We start from the raw sequence: 20,582 nt of genomic DNA, 5'->3' as shown, positions 1-20,582 counted from the left end.
CCGATCCCGCTCAGCCGGCCCTTGCAGGCCCGCCCGCCGCGTTCCAGCCCAATGCGGTCGCGCGCATCGAGCCGAACGGCGCGATCGTCCTGACCATGTCCCAGGGATGCGGGAGGAGGACACCCAGCACGACCTCTACCGCCCCTACTACCATGACCGACTGGCGGCGGGGCTGGACGTGGGGGGCAACCCGGTGGCCTTCCACCACCGCGTCGCCGGCTCCTCCATCATGGCCCGGTGGCTGCCGGCCACCTTCGCCAACGGCCTCGACCCGGATGCGGTGCATGGCGCGACCGGGCCCTACGACTTCGCCAATGCCCATGTCGACTATGTCCGGGTGGAGCCGCCAAAGGGATTGCGCACGGCCTGGTGGCGCGGCGTCGGCGTCACCCACAACGCCTTCATAGTCGAAAGCTTCCTGGACGAGCTGGCAGCCAAGGCCGGACAGAAGGTCACCTCGACCACCCGGTGCGCCCACATCGAGCCGACATTAACGATGGCGCCGCCGGTTCCGCGCGCCACGGCCTGAGCGGCGAAGAACAGGCCGATCCGGCAAGCCGCTCCCGGTCGGCCCGGTTGGTAATGTTGGCCCGCTCGCCGCGCACTGCGTCCCCCAGGAGCACATCCAGCGTCGCGCGGCGCTTCGCGTCATCGCGGCCGACGAGGGCGGGCGCGACGCCACGCGCGAGCTTGGCCGTAGCCCGGCCGATGCCGGTGCTGCTCCGGAGGCTGAGCGCGTTCTTGCCCTCGAAATCGGAGGTCATGTCATATCCCCGATCAGTCCGGGCGCCCCCGCAGGCCGCACACGTCGTCATCGGTTCCCACCCCGCCGGCTCCGAGCCTACCAGCCAGGCCCGGCCATCCAAACCGCCCTACTGGCGCGAGACCTGCCAAAACTCGCGCACCCGGCCGATCCGCCCTGGGGAGCCGCTCCACCTCCGGCATGCCGGTGCCCGGCCAGTCCTGCAGGCAGGCGGTGCGGATCAGGGGCGGGGCGAGGTTGCCATTCATCTCTGTGGTCCCTCAGCGTCCGGCAATCCTGCCGCCCAGGCGAACCCGGCGCCAGCCCGGCAGTTGTTGCCAGCATGAGCGCGACCGAGACCACCCTCCCCATCCCCGCCGGCCTCCGCAGCGACGACCAGGCGACGCTCGCCGAGGCGGTGGCGATCCTCGAAGGCACCTCCCTGCCTGTCCGCCTGGCCTCGCTGGTCGGCGGCTCGGTCGAGGCGCTGAAGCGACGCCTGCCGGCGGCGGCGCAGCGGCTGCTGGACGGCGCTGTCCGCCGGGCGCTGGAGGCTGCCTTGCAGGCCGCCATGCGCAGTGATCCCGGGCGCAACCCGACGCCGCTCTCCGCCGCTTGGCTGCATCGTGGGCTGCTTGCCGCCTCCGGCGCTGCGGGCGGGGCCTTCGGCCTGGGCGGGACGCTGATGGAGCTGCCGGTCTCGACCACCCTGCTGCTCCGCCGGATCGCCACCATTGCCGCCGAGCAGGGAGAGGACCTTTCCGACCCGATGGTGCAGGCGGAATGCCTGAAGGTCTTCGCCCTCGGCGGGCGCGACCCGCAGGCCGACGAGGCGGAGAGCGGCTATTTCGCCCTTCGCATCGCGCTGGCCGAGACGCTGAAGGGCGCCGTCGGCCGCGGCTTCGGCGCGCTGCTGCCGGGCTTCCTCGGCGCCATCGCGGCACGCTTCGGGGCGCCGGTCGCGGTGAAGCTCTCCGCCCAGGCGGCACCGGTGATCGGCGCGGCCGGCGGGGCGGCAGTGAACCTTGCCTTTCTCGAACATTTCTCCGGCATCGCCACCGCGCATTTCACCATCCGCCGGCTGGAACGGGAGCACGGGCCGGCGCTGGTGCGAGCGGGGTATGAGGCGATCCGGCGAGGGGCCTAAAGCGGTTTCCGCTCGCACTCGGTCATGGAAGCCGCCCTGGTTTATTGCTTTGTCGAGCGAATACCTCCGAACAGGTGTTTCCACCTGACCGGCGTTTGCCCTAGCCTTTGTCCGCGAATTCAGGCTCGTCGAAGACCTCGCGGGCGACGCGGAATGCCTCGCCCGCCGCGGGAACGCCGGCATAGATGCAAAGCTGGAGGAAGACCTCCTGAATCTCCGCCCGTGTCACGCCATTGGTCAGCGCGCCGCGGAGATGGATCCTCAGCTCATTCGGCTTGCCGAGCGCCGCCAGCATGGCGAGGTTGATGAGGCTGCGGTCCCGCCGCAGCAGGCCGGGACGGCCCCAGACCTCGCCCCAGCAATAGCGCAGCGCCAGCTCCTGGAAGGGCCGGTCGAACTCGGTCGCACCCTCCAGCGCCGCCGCCGAACGCGCGGCGCCGATCACCTCGCCCCTGATGCGCTTGCCCGCATCCAGCAGCTCGTCCGTCATCGTCATCCCTCCATGCGCTCGCCGGCCGTCAGCCCATGCTAAGCGCCGCAGCATAGGACGGGGAGAGCGGGATGCTGCAGACGGAGCCGAGGGTGGTGTCGGGACAGGTGGTGGCGCTCAGGCTCTTCGACCTGGCGTATGAGATCGACCTGCGGCAGGCCGAAGCGCTCTGGGCCAGCCGGGCGCAGGGCAGCGGCGTGCGCAGCCGGCTGGTCGGCACCTCACCCAAGGCGGTCTCCTTCGGCGTGCCGCCGCTGGCGCTCGACCTCGGGCCGATCGACATCACGCTGGACGGCAGGCCGGTGACGGCCGCGGCGAGCGCCAGGCTCTACGATTTCGGCATTGCCGCCCTGGCATTGCGGCTGCCGGCCGCCGATCTCGGCTGGGCCGCCTTCACCGGGCTGGTCAACGGGACGGATCGTGCCGTCGGCCCGGCGGCCGAGGCGCCGATCTGGGAAGGGTTGCTCGGCCGGTTGCGCGACCTGCTGGCCGAGGCGCTCGACCGCCCGACCAAGGCGCCGCTGCAGGAGGACTACCTGCTTGCCACCGTCGATGCCTTCGACCGGCCGATGACGGCGGAGACGCTGGTACAGACCCTCGATCTCGTGCCACTCCTCTCCGGTGAGGAGCGGCCGCTGTCGGAGGGCGCGCGGCGGGACCTGCTGCGCCAGCGCTTCTCCTACCACCCGGACGACCTGGTGGTGCTTACCTGGGACCGCGCCTTCATCCATGAGCCGCAGCGCGAGACCGATGTCGCCGATGTGCTGGAGATGGCCAATGCGCAGCTGCTCGAGCTGCGCGGCTATGACGAGATGCTGGATGACGAGCTGCCGCGCATGCGCGGCCTGGTCGAGGCGGCGCGACGGCGGACCAACCTGCTCGCCTCCCGCCGCTATGCGCGGCTCGCCCGCGGGCTGCACGCGCTGGTCGCCGAGGTGACGGAGCTGACCGAACGCGTCGACAATGCGCTGCAGGTCACGGAGGATGTCTATCTCGCCCGCGTCTATGCGGCGGCGATGGAGCAGTTCCGGGTGCCCAATGTGGGTGCTGCAGTCGACCGCAAGCTGGCGATCATCCGCGACACCTACACGGCGCTTCATGGCGAGGCGGCAGGCGGGCGGGCGGAGCTGCTGGAGACCGCAATACTGGTGCTGATCGCGGTGGAGATCGTGCTGTCGCTGCTGCGGTATTGAGCACTACGGATGCGCCAGCATGTGCTTCAGATAGGTGCCATAGCCGCTCTTGCTGAGCGGCTCGGCGATGCGGAGCAGCTGCGCGTCGTCGATGAAGCCCTTGCGCCAGGCGACCTCCTCCGGCGAGGCGACCTTCTGGCCGGTGCGCTTCTCGATGGCGCGGACGAACTCGCCGGCCTCCAGCATGCTGTCATGCGTGCCGGTATCAAGCCAGGCATAGCCCCGGCCGAGCCGTGCCACGCGCAGGCTGCCCTCCTCGAGATAGACGCGGTTGAGGTCGGTGATCTCCAGCTCGCCGCGCGGCGAGGGCCTGAGCGAGCGGGCGATCGCCGGCGCCCGGCCGTCGTAGAAGTAGAGCCCCGTCACCGCCCAGTCGGACTTCGGCTCGGCCGGCTTCTCCTCGATCGACAGCGCCCGGCCGTCCGCGTCGAACGCCACGACGCCGTAGCGCTCCGGGTCCGCCACGCGATAGGCGAAGACCGCCGCGCCATGCGCCGCCTGCGCCTCGGCCATCCGCAGGTCGAGCTCATGCCCGTGGAAGATGTTGTCGCCCAGCACCAGCGCCGCGGGCTCGCCAGCGAGGAACTCTTCGGCCAGCACCAGCGCCATGGCGATGCCGTTCGGCTGCTCCTGCACCTGGTAGGTCAGGCGGATGCCCCACTGGCTGCCGTCGCCCAGCAGCCGCTCGAACAGCGGCATGTCGTGCGGTGTCGAGATCACCATGATCTCCCGGATCCCCGCCAGCATCAGCACCGTGAGCGGGTAGTAGACCATCGGCTTGTCGTAGACCGGCAGCAGCTGCTTCGAGACGGCCAGCGTCGCCGGGTAGAGCCGGGTGCCGCTGCCGCCGGCCAGCACGATGCCTTTCATGGCGTGTTCTCCTTGAGCAGCGCATCGAGGCAGCGCGCGAGGCCGGCCCGCCAGTCGGCGGCCTGGATGCCGAGGCGCTCGGCGGCCCGGCTGCAGTCGAGGCGCGAATTGGCCGGCCGCGTCGCCCGCGTCGGGTAGTCGGCCGTGGTGATGGCGGTGAGCCGCGGCGCCGGCTGGCCGCGCTCGGCGGCGCCGGCAAAGATCGCCGCGGCGAAGCCATGCCAGGTGGTGTAGGGCTGCCCGGTCAGGTGGAAGACGCCGAAGCACGCCTCGCCCGCCTTGGCCTCAGCGAGCCGCGGCAGCAGCGCGATGGCGGCGTCGGCCAGGTCGTCGGCGAAGGTCGGCGCGCCGTGCTGGTCGGCGACGACGCGCAGCTCGGGCCGCTCCCGCCCGAAGCGCAGCATGGTCTTGACGAAGTTGTTGCCATGCGCCGAGCAGACCCAGGCGGTGCGGAAGGTCACGCTGCGCGGCTGCGCCAGGTGCAGCAGCAGCTCCCCGGCGAGCTTGGAGGCGCCATAGGCGCCGACCGGGGCCGGCGGATCCGCCTCGGTATAGGGGCTGGCCTTGACGCCGTCGAAGACGTAGTCGGTCGAGTAGTGGATCACCGGCACCCCGGCCCGTGCCGCCGCCTCGCCCAGCAGCCGCGGCCCCGTGGCATTCACCGCGAAGGCGAGCGCCCGGTCGTCCTCGGCGCGGTCGACGGCGGTGTAGGCCGCGGCGTTGATCACCGCCTCCGGCCGGTGCCGGGCGAAGGCTGCCCCGACCTGCCCGGCATCCGTCAAGTCGAACTCCGGCGGCTCCAGCCCCACCGCCTCGTGGCCGGCTGCCGGCAGCCGCGCCAGCAGCTCGGTCGAGACCTGGCCGGTGCGGCCGATGACGAGAACGCGCATCAGCCGGCCGTCCCGGCCATGAGGCCGAGCCGCTCGCCGCTGTACCGCTTGTCGCGCAGCGGCTGCCACCACCAGGCGTTGGCGAGGTACCAGTCGATGGTCGCGGCGATGCCGGTCTCGAAGCTCTGCTGCTGCCGCCAGCCGAGCTCGCGCTCGATCTTGCCGCAGTCGATGGCATAGCGCTGGTCATGCCCCGGCCGGTCGGCGACGAAGCGGATCAGCCCGCGCCGCGGCTGGGCGCCGGGCCGGCGCTCGTCGAGCAGGTCGCAGATGGTCTCGACCACGGCGAGGTTCCGCCGCTCGGCCCGGCCGCCGATGCAATAGGTCTCGCCGACCTGGCCATGCTCGACGACGGCGACCAGCGCCCGGGCGTGGTCCTCGACATGCAGCCAGTCGCGGATGTTGCTGCCGTCGCCATAGACCGGCAGCGGCTTGCCCTCGAGCGCGTTGAGGATGATGAGCGGGATCAGCTTCTCGGGGAAGTGGTACGGGCCGTAGTTGTTCGAGCAGTTGGTCACCAGCACCGGCAGCCCGTAGGTCTCGTGCCAGGCGCGCACCAGATGGTCGGACGCCGCCTTGCTCGCCGAGTAGGGCGAGCGCGGGTCATAGGCCGTGGCCTCGCTGAAGGCGCCCGTCGGCCCGAGCGAGCCGAACACCTCGTCGGTCGAGATGTGGTGGAAGCGAAAGCGCGCCCGCGCCTCGCCCGCCAGCCCGGCCTGGTAGCCCCGCGCCGCCTCCAGCAGGGAGAAGGTGCCGTTGATGTTGGTCTGGATGAAGTCGGCCGCCCCGGTGATCGAGCGATCGACATGGCTCTCGGCGGCGAGGTGCATCACCGCATCCGGCCGGAACTCCGCCATCGCCTGGCGCATCCGCGCGGTGTCGCAGATATCCGCCTCGAGGAAGGCGAAGCCCTGCCGCCCCTCGCAGTCGCGGATGGAGCGGCGGTCGCCGGCATAGGTCAGCTTGTCGACCACGAGCACGGTCGCGCCGCGCTCCAGCACCAGGAGCCGGGTGACGGCCGAGCCGATGAAGCCGGCCCCGCCGGTGACCAGGATGCGCATGCGGAGGTCCTACCTGTACTCGAAGGCGGCGGGGATGTCGCGCAGCCGCGGCGCGCGGCGGTCCTTGTCGGAGAGCTGCACCGCCGCCGCGAAGGGCCAGGGCAGGGCGAGGTCCGGATCGTTCCAGGCGATGCCGCGGTCGCAGTCCGGGGCGTAGTAGTCGGTGACCTTGTAGGCCACCTCCGTCTCCGGCACGAGCGTGCAGAAGCCATGCGCGAAGCCGGCTGGGACATAAAGCTGGTGCCCGTTCTCCGCCGTCAGTTCGGCAGCCACGTGCTGGCCATAGGTCGGCGAGCCGCGGCGGATGTCGACGGCGACGTCGAGGATGGCGCCGCGCAGCACCCGCACCAGCTTGGCCTGCGCATGCGGCGTCAGCTGGAAGTGCAGCCCGCGCACCGTCCCCGCCAGCTCGGAACGGGAATGGTTGTCCTGCACGAAGACGTCCGGGATGCCGATCGCGGCGAAGTCCCGCGCGCTGTAGCTCTCGACAAAGAAGCCCCGATGGTCGCCAAACCGCCGCGACGCCACCAGCACCGGACCCGCAACCGCAAACCGCGTCGCCACCTGGTTGCCGCTGCGCTGCGAAGCAGTGGATGAGGAAGACACCGGCACGCTTGCCCTCACTGGAGATGAAGCTTCACCACGGCCGGTGTATCATGGCGCCAAGGGATTGCAATTTGGCGATGCTCAACCCAGCCCCAGCGCCCTTGCCCCCTGATAGGTCACGAAGGCGGCGAGATACGCCAGCGCGAGCATGTAGCCGAAGCTGAACCACATCCAGCGCAGCCCCCCTGTCTCGCGCCGGATCACGCTCAGCGTCGCCACGCATTGCGGGGCGAAGACGTACCAGGCGAGGAAGGCCAGCGCTGTCGCCAGGCTCCACTTCCCGACCAGCGCCTGGCCGAGCTGGGTCGCATCCTCCTCCGTATCCTGCACGGCATAGACGGTGCCGAGCGAGGCCACCGCCACCTCCCGCGCCGCCATGCCGGGGATGAGCGCCACGCCGATCTGCCAGTTGAAGCCGACCGGCCGCAGCAGCGGCTCCACCGCATGGCCGATCGAGTAGGCGAAGCTGTACTCGATAGCAGGCTGGGTGGCTCCCTCCGGCGGCCGCGGGACGGAGGAGAGGAACCAGATCACCACCATCATCGACAGGATGATGGTGCCGGCCCGGCGGAGGAAGGCGCGCGCCCGCTGCCAGAGGCCGAGCGCCAGGTTGCGCACCCGCGGGCGCTTATAGTCCGGCAGCTCCAGCATGAAGGGCTCGGTCGGCTGGCCGCGCCATAGCAGACGCTTGAAGACGAAGGACATCCCGAGCGCGCTCAGGATGCCCGCCGCGTAGAGGCCGAACATGACGAGGCCTTGCAGCCCGACCCAGGACCAGGCTCCCTCCCCCACCGGCCTGTCCGGGACGAAGGCGCCGATGATCAGCGTATAGACCGGAATGCGCGCCGAGCAGGTCATCAGCGGCGCGACCAGGATCGTCGCCAGCCGGTCCCGGCGGCTGTCGATCACCCGCGTGGACATGATGCCCGGGATGGCGCAGGCGAAGGAGGACAGCAGCGGGATGAAGGCCCGCCCGTGCAGCCCGGCCCCGCCCATGATGCGGTCCATCAGGAAGGCGGCGCGGGCCATGTAGCCGAAATCCTCCAGCAGGAGGATGAAGAGGAAGAGCACCAGGATCTGCGGCAGGAAGACCAGCACGCTGCCGACGCCGGCGATCAGCCCGTCCTGCAGGAAGCTGCGCAGCAGCCCGGCCGCCCCCTCCTCCGGCAGCAACCCGCCGACCGCGGCGCCGAGGGCCTGGAACCCGGCATCGATCAGGTCCATCGCCGGCTGCGCCCAGGCGAAGACGGCCTGGAACATCAGGAACAGCACCGCGAGCAGGATGACGAGCCCCGCCACCGGATGCAGCAGCACTGCATCCAGCCGCCGCGTCACCGCATCCCGCCGGTCCGGCACCCGGACCACGGCGGCGAGGATGCGGTCCGCCTCCCGCTGCAGGGCACGCAGCTCGGCGGCATCCGGGGCCCACCAAGCGGCATCCGCCTCGCCCGGCGGCGCTCCGGCGTCGATCGCCGCCAGCAGCGCCTCCGTCCCGCCCCGCCGCACCGCGATCGTGGTCACGACCGGCAGGCCGAGCAGGGCCGAGAGCCGCTCGACATCCACCTCGATCCCACGATGGCGGGCGATGTCGAACATGTTGAGCGCCACCAGCAACGGCCGCCCGGTGCGCTTCAGCTCCAGGATCAGCCGCAGGCCGAGCCGCAGGTTGGTCGCATCCGCGACGCAGACCAGCAGGTCCGGCGCCGCCACCCCCGCCTGCTGCCCGAGCGCGACGTCGCGCGTCACCACCTCGTCCGGGCTGCGGGCACGGAGGGAATAGGTGCCGGGCAGGTCGAGCAGCCGCACCCGCCTGCCGCCCGGGCTGAGGAAGCTGCCTTCCTTCCGCTCGACGGTCACGCCCGGATAGTTCGCCACCCGCTGCCGGCTGCCGGTGAGGATGTTGAACAACGCGGTCTTGCCACAATTCGGGTTGCCGACCAGGGCGATCCGCAGATCGCGCAGGCCGGCCGACATCTCGTTCATAGGCGCTTCGTCCCGCTAGATCGGCTCCACCAGCACCGCCGCGGCCTCCCGCCGGCGCAGCGCGATGGTCGCGGAATCGACCCGGATGGCGATGGGGTCCCGGCCGAACAGGCCCTGGTGCAGCAGCTCGACCTCGGCCCCTTCGACAAAGCCGAGCTCCAGCAGCCGCCGCTCCAGCTCCTCCGCCGGCAGCCCGCCGGAGGCGAAGGCGCGGAGCCCGCGGATCCGCCCGCGGAAGCCTCGCGGGGCGGCGCCGAGATCGAGCACGGCAGGCGTCTCAGCCAGGATGGCATCGGCAGTGAAGGACATGGGCAACCCGGGACCGAAGCCCCCTTTTAGGTGCGAACGCTTGTCGCTTGCAACTTACGGCCCGGCCATGGCCGATCACCCGATCTGGACCAGCCGCCCCCCATCCACCGGCAGGGCGACGCCGGTGATGAAGCCCGCCTCGTCGCTGGCGAGGAAGAGGGCCGCATTGGCGACGTCCCAGGCGGTGCCCATCCGCCGCCGCAGCGGGACCTTGGCATCGCGCTCGGCCGCCACCTCGGCCCGGCTCTTGCCGGTGTGGCGGACGCGGGTATCGACCGCCATCGGCGTGTCCATCAGCCCGGGCAGGATGGTGTTGCAGCGGATGCCATGGCCGGCATTCTGGATCGCCACCTGCTCGGTGACGGCGAGCATCGCCGCCTTGGTCGCCTTGTAGGCGACATAGGGATAGCTCTCGACCGCCGCGGCCGAGGAGATGGAGAGGATCACCCCGCCCCCCTGCGCCCGCATGATCGGCAGGGCGTGCTTCACCGCCATGACGAAGCCGCGCAGGTTGATCGCCGTGATGCGGTCGAAGGCCGCCTCGGTGATCTCGGTCGGCGGCGCATCCCCGCCGGCCAGCGAGACGCCGACATTGTAATGGAGGATGTCGAGCCGCCCCAGGCACCGCACCGTCTCCCCGAACGCGGCGGCGAGCGTCGCCTCCTCCGTCACCTCCACGGCGAGGGCGAAGGCGCCGTTGCCGGCCAGCCGCGCCGTCTCCTCGGCCGAGGCCAGGTCGCGGTCGGCGCAGGCGACGCGGGCGCCTTCCTGGGCGAAGCGGATGGCGGTCGCCCGCCCGTTGCCGATGCCCTCGCCGGGTCCCTGCCCGGCGCCGATCACGATGGCGGTCTTGTCCCTGAGGCGCATCGCGCTCCCTCCCCCTGGCCGTTCGGCGCATGCTGCGCCGATGCGGGCGGCAGGGGTAGGGGCGCGGATCTCAGCCGCGGATCGCGGCCCGGAAGCCCGGCTTGTCCAGCAGGGTGTCCACCGCCTCGCTCATGCTGCGGAGCGCGACCCGCTTGAGGTCGTCGACCGAGGCGAAGACGCCAGTGCTGAGCGAGAGGATGCTGCCATCAACATTGTAGGCCTTGGTGCGATCGGACCAGACCTCCCGCCCCGTGGCACGCTCGGTGACCCGGATGCCGAAATCGGCCGTGGCCTCGCGGCGGACATACTGGTTGGCGTCGAACTGGTAGATGGTGATGGCCAGGGCATAGCGCCCCGCCCCCGTCCCCGCCTGGAGCCCGCGCGCCGCCAGCGCGTCGGAGAAGGCGCTGGCCACCACCTGGTCGACCGGCCGGTCGGCCTCCAGCGTCTTCACCGGGTTGCCGTAGCCGCCGCGGATGGTGCCGATCCAGCGCGGGTCGTCGCTGCCGGCACGGCGCTGGTTCGCCACCGGCTGCACCACCGCCACCACCGGCCGCGCCGGGGCGGCGCTGACCGGCACGGTCGGCGCATAGGCGATAGGCGACTGGGTCGTGCCGCAGGCCGCGAGCAGGCCGACCAGCAGGAGGCAGGCGAGCCGCATCCTAGATCTCCCGCGGCGGCCGCGGGCGGCGCGGCGGGCGGGGGCCGGTGCCGAACTGCTCCTGCTGCGGCGGCCCGCGGCGCTCCCGCGGCGGCGGCGGCGGGGCGGCCAGCTCGGCCTGCAGCTCGCGGATCTTGCCGGCGATGGAGGTGCGCAGCTCCGGCGAGGTGTGCGGCTTCAGCGTCTTGTAGGTCTCCTTCAGCTCGGCCAGCAGCCGCACCTTCTCCTCGCGCGTCCGCTTCAGCGGGCGGTTGTCGGAGAATTGGCCTTCGAAGGAACGCATGTGACTCTCCCGTTATGGCTTGGGCACGGCCCCCGCGGGCACGCGCCAGGGAATCCGGCTCTCGCCGGCCAGGATTCTAGCAGATTGTAAGGATGCGGCGTGCGGGAATCAGGGGGGCAACCGGTAGCGCCCCCCTCGGCTGGCTACAGGTCCAGCATCAGCCGGCGAGGATCCTCGACGCCTTCCTTCACCCGGACGAGGAAGCTCACCGCCTCCTTCCCGTCGACGATCCGGTGGTCGTAGGACAGCGCCAGGTACATCATCGGCCGCACCTCGACCTTGCCGCCGACGACCATCGGCCGCTCCTGGATCTTGTGCATGCCGAGGATGCCGGACTGCGGCGGGTTCAGGATCGGCGTCGACATCAGGCTGCCATAGATGCCGCCATTGGTGATGGTGAAGCTGCCGCCCGCCATCTCCTCCAGCTTGAGCTGCCCGTCGCGGACGCGCTTGCCGAAATCGCCGATGGTCTTCTCGATCGCGGCGAAGCTCATCTGGTCGGCATGGCGCAGCACCGGCACGACCAGCCCGTTCGGCCCGCCGACCGCGATGCCCATATGCACGAAGTTCTTGTAGACAATCGAATCGCCCTCGAGCTCGGCATTGACCGCGGGGAACTCCTTGAGCGCGGCGACGCAGGCCTTCACGAAGAAGGACATGAAGCCGAGCTTCACGCCGTGCCGCTTCTCGAAGGCGTCGCGGTACTCGGCGCGCAGCGCCATGGCCGCGCCCATATCCACCTCGTTGAAGGTGGTGAGCATGGCGGCGGTGTTCTGCGCTTCCTTCAGCCGGCGCGCGATGGTGATGCGCAGGCGGGTCATCTTCACCCGCTCCTCGCCCTCCTCCAGCGGCCGGGCCGCCTTGGCAGCGGGGGCGGCCGGCGCCGCGGCAGCGGCCGGGCGCGAGAGGAAGTCGAGCACGTCGCCCTTGCTGATGCGGCCGTCCTTGGCGGTGCCGGCGCCGATCTGCTCGGCGCTGACCCGGTTCTCGGCCATCAGCTTGGCGGCGGCCGGCAACGGCGCATGGGCCGCGCCGGGCACGGCGACCGGACCTTGCGGCTTGCGCGGCTCCTCGACCTTCGGCTCGAGGGCGGCCGGGGCCGCAGGGGCGGTTGCCGCAGGGGCGGCGGCAGGCGCCGGGACGGCCGGCTTCGCCGCCGCGGCGGCACCGGCCGCGCCGATCACGCCGAGCACCGCGCCCGGCTCGACCTCGGCGCCCTCATCGGCGGAGATCGACTCGATGACGCCGGCGGCAGGGGCGTTCACCTCCACCGTGACCTTGTCGGTTTCCAGCTCCACCAGCGGCTCGTCCACTGCGACGGGCTCGCCGGCCTTCTTCAGCCAGCGCGCCACGGTGGCGGTGCTCACGCTCTCGCCGAGGGTGGGTACCAGGATATCCGTCGCCATCTGTCTCCTGCCTTCCGTCTCGTGGCCGCGCGCCTAGAGGCCCAGCGCGGCCCGCACCAGGGCTTCCTGCTGCTGCTGATGCACCTTGGCAAGGCCGGTGGCCGGGCTCGCCGCCTCCTCGCGGCTGACGTATTCGGGCCGTTTCGCCTTGATGTCGAGGCCCTTCAGCACCTTCTCGAGCCGCCGGTCGATGAAGGTCCAGGCGCCCATGTTCTCCGGCTCCTCCTGGCACCACACCACATCGGCGTTCTTGTAGGGGGCGAGGGCCTGGCCGAGGCTCTGCTTCGGGAAGGGGTGCAGCTGCTCCATGCGGATGATCGCCACGTCCGGCACGCCCTTGTCGCGCCTCTCCTGCAGCAGGTCGTAATAGACCTTGCCGGAGCAGAGCACGACCCGCTTCACCTCCTCCTCCGGCGCGATCGCGTCGATCTCGGGAAGGACATACTTGAAGGTGCTGCCCGGGCCGAACTCCGCCAGGCTGCTGACCGCCAGCTTGTGGCGCAGCAGCGACTTCGGCGTCATCAGCACCAGCGGCTTGCGGTAGTTGGCCTTCAGCTGCCGGCGGAGCGCATGGAAGTAGTTGGCAGGCGTCGTCAGGTTGCAGACCCGCATGTTCCGCTCTGCGCAGAGCTGCAGGTAGCGCTCCAGCCGCGCCGAGCTGTGCTCCGGCCCCTGGCCCTCATAGCCATGCGGCAGCAGCATCACGAGGCCCGACATGCGCAGCCACTTGGTCTCGCCCGAGGCGATGAACTGGTCGATGATGACCTGCGCGCCATTGGCGAAGTCGCCGAACTGCGCCTCCCACAGCACCAGGCTGTGCGGGTCCGCCAGCGAGTAGCCGTAGTCGAAGCCGAGCACGCCGAACTCGCTCAGGAGGCTGTTGAAGGCCTCGAAGCGCGGCTGGCCCGAGCGGATGTTGTTCAGCGGGATGTATTCCGCCTGGGTCTTCTGGTCGATCAGCACCGCATGGCGGTGGCTGAAGGTGCCGCGCTGCACATCCTCGCCCGAGAGGCGGACGCGATGCCCCTCCAGCAACAGCGTGCCGAAGCCGAGCGCCTCGCCGGTCGCCCAGTCGATGCCCTCGCCGCTCTCGATCGCCTGCTTCTTGGCTTCGAGCTGGCGGGCGATCTTCGGGTTCACGGCGAAGTCCGCCGGCACGCGGCCGAGCGCCGCGCCGACCTCCCGCAACGTCTCGAGCGGCACGGCGGTCGGGTGGAGCTGCTCCACCGCATCCTCGGTGCCGGCCGCCTTCAGCCCGGTCCAGTGGCCCTCGAGCCAGTCGGCCTTGTTCGGCTTGAAGCTCTGAGCCGCCTCATGCGCCTCCTCGAGCCGCTGGTTGAAGGCGTCCCACATCGCCTTCGACTCGTCGGCCGGGATGCTGCCCTCGGCCGCCAGCCGCTCGGCATAGACGGTGCGCGTGGTCCGCATCTCCTTGATGCGGCCGTACATGATCGGCTGGGTGAAGGCCGGCTCGTCGCTCTCGTTATGGCCGTGGCGGCGGTAGCAGACGATGTCGAGCACCACATCGGTCGAGAAGGTCTGGCGGAACTCGGCGGCGAGGCGCGAGACGAAGACCACCGCCTCCGGGTTGTCGCCGTTCACGTGCCAAATGGGCGCCTGCACGCTCTTCGCCACGTCGGTGCAGTAGAGGCCGGAATAGGCATGCACCGGCACGGTGGTGAAGCCGATCTGGTTGTTGGTGACGATATGGACCGTGCCGCCGGTGCGGTAGCCGATGAGCTGGCTCATCGCCAGCGTCTCATAGACCACGCCCTGGCCGGCGAAGGCCGCGTCGCCATGCAGCAGGATGGCCATGACCGAGTGGCGGCCCTTGGTGTCGCCCGACATGTCCTGCCGCGCCCGCACCTTGCCGACCACGACCGGGTCGACCGCCTCGAGATGCGAGGGGTTGGGCTGCAGCGAGAGGTGCACCTTCCGCCCGTCGATCTCGATATCCGTGCTGGTGCCGAGATGGTACTTCACGTCGCCCGAGCCCTGGACGTCGTCCGGGTTGGCGCCGACGCCCTTGAACTCGGAGAAGACCTGAGTGAAGGGCTTCTTCACCACATTGACCAGCACGTTGAGCCGGCCGCGATGCGCCATGCCGATAGCGATCTCGTTGACGCCGGCGCCGGCCGCCGTCTCGATCACCGCCTGGATGGACGGGATGGTGCTCTCGCCGCCCTCGAGACCGAAGCGCTTGGTCGAAACGTATTTCCGGGCGCAGAAGGCCTCGAAGCCCTCGGCCTCGGTCAGGTCCTCGAGGATTGCCCGCTTCGCCTTCGTATCGAAAGCGGTGGTCCAGGGCGCGCCCTCCATCCGCTGCTGAATCCAGGCTTTCTGGTCCGGATCCTGAATGTGCATGAACTCGACGCCGATCGGCCCGCAATAGGTGGCCTGGCAGACCGCCATGATCTGCCGCGGCGTCGCGGTGTCGAGGCCGAGCACGCCGTTGATGAAGACCGGCCGGTCCATATCGGCCTCGGAGAAGCCCCAGAAGGTGGGGTCCAGCTCCTGGTGCGGCCGCGGCTTGGCGAGGCCGAGCGGGTCGAGCTGCGCATGCAGGTGGCCGCGTACGCGGTAGCTGCGGATCAGCATCAGCGCACGGATCGAGTCGAGCTGGGCCCGGCGGATCGTCTCCGGGTCGGCGGCCGAGGCGGGCTTGCCGCCCTTGGCCGCGGGCGCCGCCTCCGGCTCGGGGGCGAAGCCGCCGCGGCCACGCGGCGCCCAGGAGGCGCCGACCGCATCGGTCAGCACCGCCTTGGCATCGTCATCCAGGGCGGCAAAGAGCTCGGCGAAGGAGGGATCGACGCTCTCGGGCTTCTCAACCCAACGGGCGTAGAGATCGGCGAGGAAGGCGGCATTGGCGCCCGTCATCGCTGTCGCGAGGATATCCACTCCGGCCATATGTCTCTCCGTGCCGGCCAAGGCGGGCCGGCGGTCTCTATCGGCACATGCAATGATCGCCGCGCCCCCGGAACGGGACCGCGGCGACAGGTAACATAGGGCCTCGGGGCCCGACTTGGCAGCCCCGCAGGGCTGCCTTGTGCGAAACGCTTACCCCTTCAAGGCCTTCACCATGGCCGAGCCCAGCGCCGCCGGGCTGTCGGCGACATGGATGCCGGCCGCGCGCATCGCCTCGATCTTCGCCTCGGCCGTATCCTTGCCGCCGGAGATGACGGCACCGGCATGGCCCATGCGGCGGCCGGGCGGGGCCGTGGCGCCGGCGATGAAGCCGACGACGGGCTTCCCGCCCCGGTTCTCGCGTGCCAGGAACTCGGCCGCCTCGATCTCCGACTGGCCGCCGATCTCGCCAATCATGACGATCGACTTCGTCTCGGGGTCGGCCAGGAACATCTCCAGCACCTCGACGAAATCGGTGCCCTTCACCGGGTCGCCGCCGATGCCGACGCAGGTTGACTGACCGAGCCCGGCGGCCGAGGTCTGCGCCACCGCCTCATAGGTCAGCGTGCCGGAGCGGGAGACGATGCCGACCGAGCCGCGGCGGTGGATATGGCCCGGCATGATGCCGATCTTGCAGGCATCTGGGGTGATGACGCCCGGGCAGTTCGGCCCGATCAACCGCGACTTCGATCCCCCGAGCGCCCGCTTCACTCGCACCATGTCGAGGACGGGGATGCCCTCGGTGATGCAGATGATGAGCGGCAGCTCCGCATCGATCGCCTCGAGGATGGCATCCGCCGCGAAGGGCGGCGGCACGTAGATGACGCTGGCATTGGCGCCCGTGGCGGCGACGCAATCCGCCACCGTGTCGAAGACCGGCAGGCCGATATGGGTGGTGCCGCCCTTGCCCGGCGTCACGCCGCCGACATACTTCGAGCCGTAGGCGATGCCCTGTTCCGCATGGAAGGTGCCCTGGGCTCCGGTGAAGCCCTGGGTCATGACCTTGGTGTTCTCGTCGATTAGGATCGCCATGGCTCAGGCTCCCTTCACCGCTGCAACGACCTTTTGGGCCGCATCCGCCAGGTTGTCGGCGGGGATGATGGCAAGCCCGCTCTCGGCCAGGATCTTCTTGCCGAGCTCGACATTGGTGCCCTCAAGCCGCACCACCAGCGGCACCGAGAGCGAGAGGTTCTTCGAGGCCTCGACGATGCCGGTCGCGATCATGTCGCACTTGGCGATGCCGCCGAAGATGTTGACCAGCAGCGCCTTGACGTTGGCATCCGAGGTGATGATCCGGAACGCCTCCGTCACCCGCGCCGCATTCGCCGTGCCGCCGACATCGAGGAAGTTCGCCGGCGAGGAGCCGTAGAGCTTGATGATGTCCATGGTCGCCATGGCGAGGCCCGCGCCGTTCACCATGCAGCCGATCTCGCCGTCGAGCGCCACGTAGTTCAGGTCGTTCTTGACCGCGTCCAGCTCCTTCGGATCCATCTCGCTGTCGTCGCGGAGCGCCTCGAGGTCCTTGTGGCGGAACAACGCGTTGTCGTCGAAGGAGACCTTGGCATCGAGCGCCACGATCTCGCCTGCGCCGGTGACGACCAACGGGTTGATCTCGACGATGGCGCAGTCGAGCTCGACGAAGGCGCCGTAGAGCGCGGTGACGAATTGGGTGAAGCTCGCCACCTGCTTGCCGGTCAGGCCGAGGCCGAAGGCCAGCTTGCGGCAATGGAAGCCGGAGATGCCCGAGGCCGGGTCGATCGCCGCCTTCAGGATCTTCTCCGGGTGGTGCTCGGCGACCTCCTCGATCTCCATCCCGCCCTCGGTCGAGGCCATGACGGTGAGGCGGGAGGTGGCGCGATCCACCAGCAGGCCGAGATAGAGCTCACGCTTGATGTCGCAGCCATCCTCGACATAGACGCGGGAAACGGTCTTGCCTGCCTCGCCGGTCTGCTTGGTGACCAGCGTCTTGCCGATCATCGCCTCGGCCGCGGCGCGGACCTCCTCGACCGACTTAACGACGCGGACGCCGCCCTTGCCGCCCGGGTCTTCCTTGAAGCGCCCGGCGCCGCGGCCGCCGGCATGGATCTGCGACTTCACCACATAGACGGGGCCGGGCAGCTTCTTCGCCGCCTCGGCCGCCTCGTCCGGCGTCCAGGCCACATGGCCCTGGAGCACCGTGACGCCGTAGCGCCCCAGCAGCTCCTTCGCCTGGTATTCATGGATGTTCATGCCGTCACCCCTGCAAGCGAATGGACGCCGCGCCCGTGATCAGACGCCGAGCTTCTTGAAGTCCTCGATCAGCTTCTTCACCGCGTCGCAGGACTTGTCGAAGGCGGCCTTCTCCTCCGGCGTGAACTGCACCTCGACGATCCGTTCCGCGCCGCCGGCGCCGATGACGACCGGCACGCCGACATAGAAGTCACGCAGCCCGTACTCGCCGTTCAGCATCACGGCGCAGGGCAGCACGCGTTTCTTGTCCAGCAGATAGGCCTCGGCCATGGCGATGGCGGAGGCGGCCGGGGCGTAGAAGGCCGAGCCCTTCTCCAGCAGCTTCACGATCTCGCCGCCGCCATTGGCGGTGCGGTTGACGATGGCGTCGATCTTCTCCTGCGTCGTCCAGCCCATCTTGACCAGGTCGGGGACAGGGATGCCGGCGACGGTGGAGTAGCGGGTCAGTGGCACCATGGTGTCGCCATGGCCACCCAGCACGAAGGCGGTCACGTCCTCGACCGAGACATTGAACTCCTGCGCCAGGAACAGGCGGAAGCGGCTGCTGTCCAGCACGCCGGCCATGCCGACCACCTTGTTCGCCGGGAGGCCCGACTTCTGCTGCAGCGCCCAGACCATGACGTCGAGCGGGTTGGTGATGCAGATGACGAAGGCGTCGGGCGCATAGGTCTTGATGCCCTCGGCCACCTGGCCCATGACGCCGGCATTCTTGGTCAGCAGGTCGTCGCGGCTCATCCCCGGCATGCGGGGGAAGCCCGCGGTGACGATCACCACATCGGCCCCGGCGATGGCGGCGTAGTCGCCCGTTCCGGCCATGTTGCTGTCGAACCCGTCGACCGGGCCAGACTGCATGATGTCGAGTGCCTTGCCCGCCGCCACGCCCGGGAAGACGTCGAAGAGGACGACGTCGCCCAGCTCCTTCAGGCCGATCAGGTGGGCGAGGGTGCCGCCGATATTGCCGGCGCCGATCAGCGCGATCTTCTTGCGGGCCATGACGTGTCCTTGAGGAACGGGGGCGGAAGGCGCCCGGACGGCGGGGGCCGCTCGGGCAAAAACAGCGCGCTTCCTACTCCCGACCGCACCGACCGGCAAGGCAGGGGCCCGGCCGGGCAGGCTGCCTGCCCGCTCAGATCGGCATGCAGCGGACGATATCGTCATGCCCGGTGGCGAGCACCGCCATGGTCCCGTCGGGGCAGGCATTGGCCTGGATGCCGGCGGCCGGGGCCAGACCCTGGGCCCAGCTCATCCGCGGTGCCCGGCAGGCGTCGGGCTTGGCGCTGCAGGATGCGGCCGAGGCCGCCCGCTGGTCGCGCCCGACGCTGCCCTGGCCCCGCAGCGGCGCCGAGCGATGCACCGCCGCCCGCGGCCGCCCCGCCTGGGGCCGCGCCGCTGCCTGCGGCTTCGCCACTGCCGCCCTTGCCTGGTGCCTTCCCCCTCCGCCCTTCTCCGCGGCACCCGCAGGGCCGACGATGAGGGCGAAGCCGAGCAGAACCAGGGACAGCAATCGCATTGAGGAGCCTCTCGAATCTGTGAATATTACCTCATATTACGTTAGGTGCGGCAAGGCGAGATAGTCCTGGCTCTGCATTTCCGTGAGCCTGCTCGCCGTCCGCTCGAACATGGCGGCGTTCTCGCCTTGTTGGTAGAGCGAATCGGGCGGCGCCTCGGCCGAGGCCACCAGCTTGCAGCGATGCTCGTAGAGCGCGTCGATGAGGGTGATGAAGCGCCGTGCCCGGTCGAAATTCTCCGGCCCTAGCCGCGGAATGCCATCTAGCACCAGGGTATGGTAATGCGTCGCCAAGGCGAGATAGTCGGCCGGCCCGAGCGGCTTGCCGCACAGCGCATCGAAATCCGCCCGTGCCACCCCGCGCGCAGCCTCGGCCAGTTCCACGGTCCGCCCGAGCACGGTCAGCCGCGCCGGCGCCCCCTGCGCCTCCCCCGTCAGCTCGAGAAAGGCCGCATCCAGCGCCCGCTCCGCCCGCCCATCCACCGGGCTGTGCCAGCTCGGCAGGCCGCGGATGCGCTCGCGCCTGTAGTCCTGCTGCGCCTCGAGATGCAGCACGTTCAGCCGCTTCTTGATCAGCCCGATGAAGGGCAGGAAGGCGTCGCGGCCGGGCTTGCCCTTGAACAGGTCGTCCGGCGCCGTGTTGCTCGTCGCCACCACCACGACCCCGCGAGCGAAGAGCGCCTCGAACAGCCGGCCGAGGATCATGGCATCGGCGATGTCATGAACCTGGAACTCGTCGAAGCAGAGCAGGGCGGCATCGGCGCTAATGGAATTGGCAAGCGGCGGGATCGGGTCGGCCTCGCCCGGGTTGCGCTGCTTCCAGGCATGGATCGTCCGGTGGCAGTCCTGCATGAACTGGTGGAAGTGGATGCGCCGCTTGCGGATGACGTCGGCGCAGTCGAAGAACAGGTCCATCAGCATGGACTTGCCCCGACCCACCTCGCCGACGAGGTAGAGGCCCTGCGGCGTCCCTTCCGGCGCCTCGGGCACCGGCTTGCGGCGGGTGAAGCGGGCGAAGAAGCCGGCCTCGGGCGGGGCCTCTGGGTGCGGGTCGTAGCCGCGGAGGCGGTGCCAGAGCTCCTGCAGCGTCTCGGCGGCCAGGGCCTGGGCGGTGTCCGGCTTCAGCAGCCCGGCCGCGACGCGGGCACGATAAGCCGGCAGCGGGCCTTCCTTGGTACGGGGGGTGACGGGCGCATGCATCGCGCTCGCCGGATACCTCGGACGGGGCGCGGCGGCAACCGGTAGGTGTGCAGAGCCCCCTCGGTGAGCTGCATGGCTGGCGTCGCCTTGCTGCCGACAGCTGCGCCGCGACGGCCTGATCGGCGCCGGCGATCCAATATCCGCCGCGCACCGGCCGCGCCGGCGGTTGGCAGCGCGACAACCTAAGGATCTGACGCGGAATAACTGAATCGGATGTGATGGCGATCTGGCGGC

The 20,582-nt window shown here is 70.1% G+C and carries 20 protein-coding genes; 3 read left to right on the top strand and 17 right to left on the bottom strand.

All coding sequences use genetic code 11. The features are described 5' to 3' along the window. Nucleotides 1-106 precede the first annotated feature (106 nt). Complete coding sequence (locus AC5JJ1_RS22580; protein ID WP_495787361.1) at nucleotides 107-529, top strand: hypothetical protein; 423 nt, start codon at nucleotides 107-109, stop codon at nucleotides 527-529. Between the two features lie 556 nt (nucleotides 530-1,085). Next, nucleotides 1,086-1,889: an EcsC family protein gene (locus AC5JJ1_RS22575; RefSeq protein ID WP_495787360.1), complete on the top strand. Its 804-nt coding sequence runs from the start codon at nucleotides 1,086-1,088 to the stop codon at nucleotides 1,887-1,889. A 100-nt stretch (nucleotides 1,890-1,989) separates the two neighbouring features. On the opposite strand, the gene AC5JJ1_RS22570 is transcribed toward AC5JJ1_RS22575, so the two are convergent. Further along, on the bottom strand, nucleotides 1,990-2,379 hold the full coding sequence (locus tag AC5JJ1_RS22570) for a carboxymuconolactone decarboxylase family protein (protein WP_495787359.1): 390 nt from the start codon (nucleotides 2,377-2,379) through the stop codon (nucleotides 1,990-1,992). A 71-nt stretch (nucleotides 2,380-2,450) separates the two neighbouring features. On the opposite strand from AC5JJ1_RS22570, the gene AC5JJ1_RS22565 reads away from it, so the two are divergent. Then, a complete protein-coding gene (locus AC5JJ1_RS22565) occupies nucleotides 2,451-3,572 on the top strand; it encodes an RMD1 family protein (RefSeq protein WP_495787358.1) in 1,122 nt (373 codons plus the stop codon). Nucleotides 3,573-3,575: 3 nt separating this feature from the next. On the opposite strand, the gene rfbA is transcribed toward AC5JJ1_RS22565, so the two are convergent. The 16 genes from rfbA to zapE form a co-directional block, all read right to left on the bottom strand. Beyond that, nucleotides 3,576-4,442: a glucose-1-phosphate thymidylyltransferase RfbA gene (rfbA, locus tag AC5JJ1_RS22560; protein WP_495787357.1), complete on the bottom strand. Its 867-nt coding sequence runs from the start codon at nucleotides 4,440-4,442 to the stop codon at nucleotides 3,576-3,578. After that, nucleotides 4,439-5,332, bottom strand: coding sequence for a dTDP-4-dehydrorhamnose reductase (gene rfbD, locus AC5JJ1_RS22555; protein WP_495787356.1), 894 nt, complete (start codon nucleotides 5,330-5,332; stop codon nucleotides 4,439-4,441). Before rfbD ends, rfbA begins: the two co-directional genes overlap by 4 nt. Beyond that, entirely contained in the window at nucleotides 5,332-6,393 is a 1,062-nt protein-coding gene (rfbB, locus tag AC5JJ1_RS22550; RefSeq protein ID WP_495787355.1) for a dTDP-glucose 4,6-dehydratase, read from the bottom strand. Before rfbB ends, rfbD begins: the two co-directional genes overlap by 1 nt. Nucleotides 6,394-6,402: 9 nt before the next feature. Then, nucleotides 6,403-6,957: a dTDP-4-dehydrorhamnose 3,5-epimerase gene (gene rfbC, locus AC5JJ1_RS22545; RefSeq protein WP_495787362.1), complete on the bottom strand. Its 555-nt coding sequence runs from the start codon at nucleotides 6,955-6,957 to the stop codon at nucleotides 6,403-6,405. 123 nt (nucleotides 6,958-7,080) lie between these two features. Further along, nucleotides 7,081-8,982: a ferrous iron transport protein B gene (feoB, locus tag AC5JJ1_RS22540; RefSeq protein ID WP_495787354.1), complete on the bottom strand. Its 1,902-nt coding sequence runs from the start codon at nucleotides 8,980-8,982 to the stop codon at nucleotides 7,081-7,083. Nucleotides 8,983-8,997: 15 nt separating this feature from the next. After that, nucleotides 8,998-9,291, bottom strand: coding sequence for a FeoA family protein (locus AC5JJ1_RS22535; RefSeq protein ID WP_495787353.1), 294 nt, complete (start codon nucleotides 9,289-9,291; stop codon nucleotides 8,998-9,000). 75 nt (nucleotides 9,292-9,366) lie between these two features. Continuing rightward, nucleotides 9,367-10,158 carry an SDR family NAD(P)-dependent oxidoreductase gene (locus AC5JJ1_RS22530; RefSeq protein ID WP_495787352.1) on the bottom strand — a complete coding sequence of 264 codons (792 nt, stop codon included), beginning with the start codon at nucleotides 10,156-10,158 and terminating at the stop codon, nucleotides 9,367-9,369. 70 nt (nucleotides 10,159-10,228) lie between these two features. Beyond that, complete coding sequence (locus tag AC5JJ1_RS22525) at nucleotides 10,229-10,819, bottom strand: YajG family lipoprotein (protein WP_495787351.1); 591 nt, start codon at nucleotides 10,817-10,819, stop codon at nucleotides 10,229-10,231. Nucleotide 10,820: 1 nt separating this feature from the next. Further along, the gene (locus AC5JJ1_RS22520; protein ID WP_202833720.1) at nucleotides 10,821-11,102 is read right to left on the bottom strand and encodes a hypothetical protein; all 282 of its coding nucleotides are present in this window, start codon (nucleotides 11,100-11,102) and stop codon (nucleotides 10,821-10,823) included. A gap of 143 nt (nucleotides 11,103-11,245) precedes the next feature. Further along, nucleotides 11,246-12,508, bottom strand: coding sequence for a 2-oxoglutarate dehydrogenase complex dihydrolipoyllysine-residue succinyltransferase (odhB, locus tag AC5JJ1_RS22515; RefSeq protein WP_495787350.1), 1,263 nt, complete (start codon nucleotides 12,506-12,508; stop codon nucleotides 11,246-11,248). A 33-nt stretch (nucleotides 12,509-12,541) separates the two neighbouring features. Continuing rightward, nucleotides 12,542-15,415, bottom strand: a complete 2,874-nt coding sequence (locus AC5JJ1_RS22510) for a 2-oxoglutarate dehydrogenase E1 component (RefSeq protein ID WP_495787349.1) — start codon at nucleotides 15,413-15,415, stop codon at nucleotides 12,542-12,544. A gap of 150 nt (nucleotides 15,416-15,565) precedes the next feature. After that, nucleotides 15,566-16,444 (bottom strand): succinate--CoA ligase subunit alpha, encoded by an 879-nt coding sequence (gene sucD / locus AC5JJ1_RS22505; protein WP_495787348.1) that lies wholly within the window; start codon nucleotides 16,442-16,444, stop codon nucleotides 15,566-15,568. A gap of 3 nt (nucleotides 16,445-16,447) precedes the next feature. Continuing rightward, on the bottom strand, nucleotides 16,448-17,641 hold the full coding sequence (gene sucC / locus AC5JJ1_RS22500; RefSeq protein ID WP_495787347.1) for an ADP-forming succinate--CoA ligase subunit beta: 1,194 nt from the start codon (nucleotides 17,639-17,641) through the stop codon (nucleotides 16,448-16,450). A gap of 39 nt (nucleotides 17,642-17,680) precedes the next feature. Then, a complete protein-coding gene (mdh, locus tag AC5JJ1_RS22495) occupies nucleotides 17,681-18,634 on the bottom strand; it encodes a malate dehydrogenase (RefSeq protein ID WP_495787346.1) in 954 nt (317 codons plus the stop codon). A gap of 133 nt (nucleotides 18,635-18,767) precedes the next feature. After that, entirely contained in the window at nucleotides 18,768-19,151 is a 384-nt protein-coding gene (locus AC5JJ1_RS22490) for a hypothetical protein (RefSeq protein WP_495787345.1), read from the bottom strand. Nucleotides 19,152-19,187: 36 nt separating this feature from the next. Further along, the gene (zapE, locus tag AC5JJ1_RS22485) at nucleotides 19,188-20,348 is read right to left on the bottom strand and encodes a cell division protein ZapE (protein WP_495787344.1); all 1,161 of its coding nucleotides are present in this window, start codon (nucleotides 20,346-20,348) and stop codon (nucleotides 19,188-19,190) included. Nucleotides 20,349-20,582 lie beyond the last annotated feature (234 nt).

The organism is Belnapia sp., from assembly GCF_059504005.1.
Note: the sequence above shows the minus strand (reverse complement) of the source record. Positions and strands in the feature narration are given on the sequence as shown.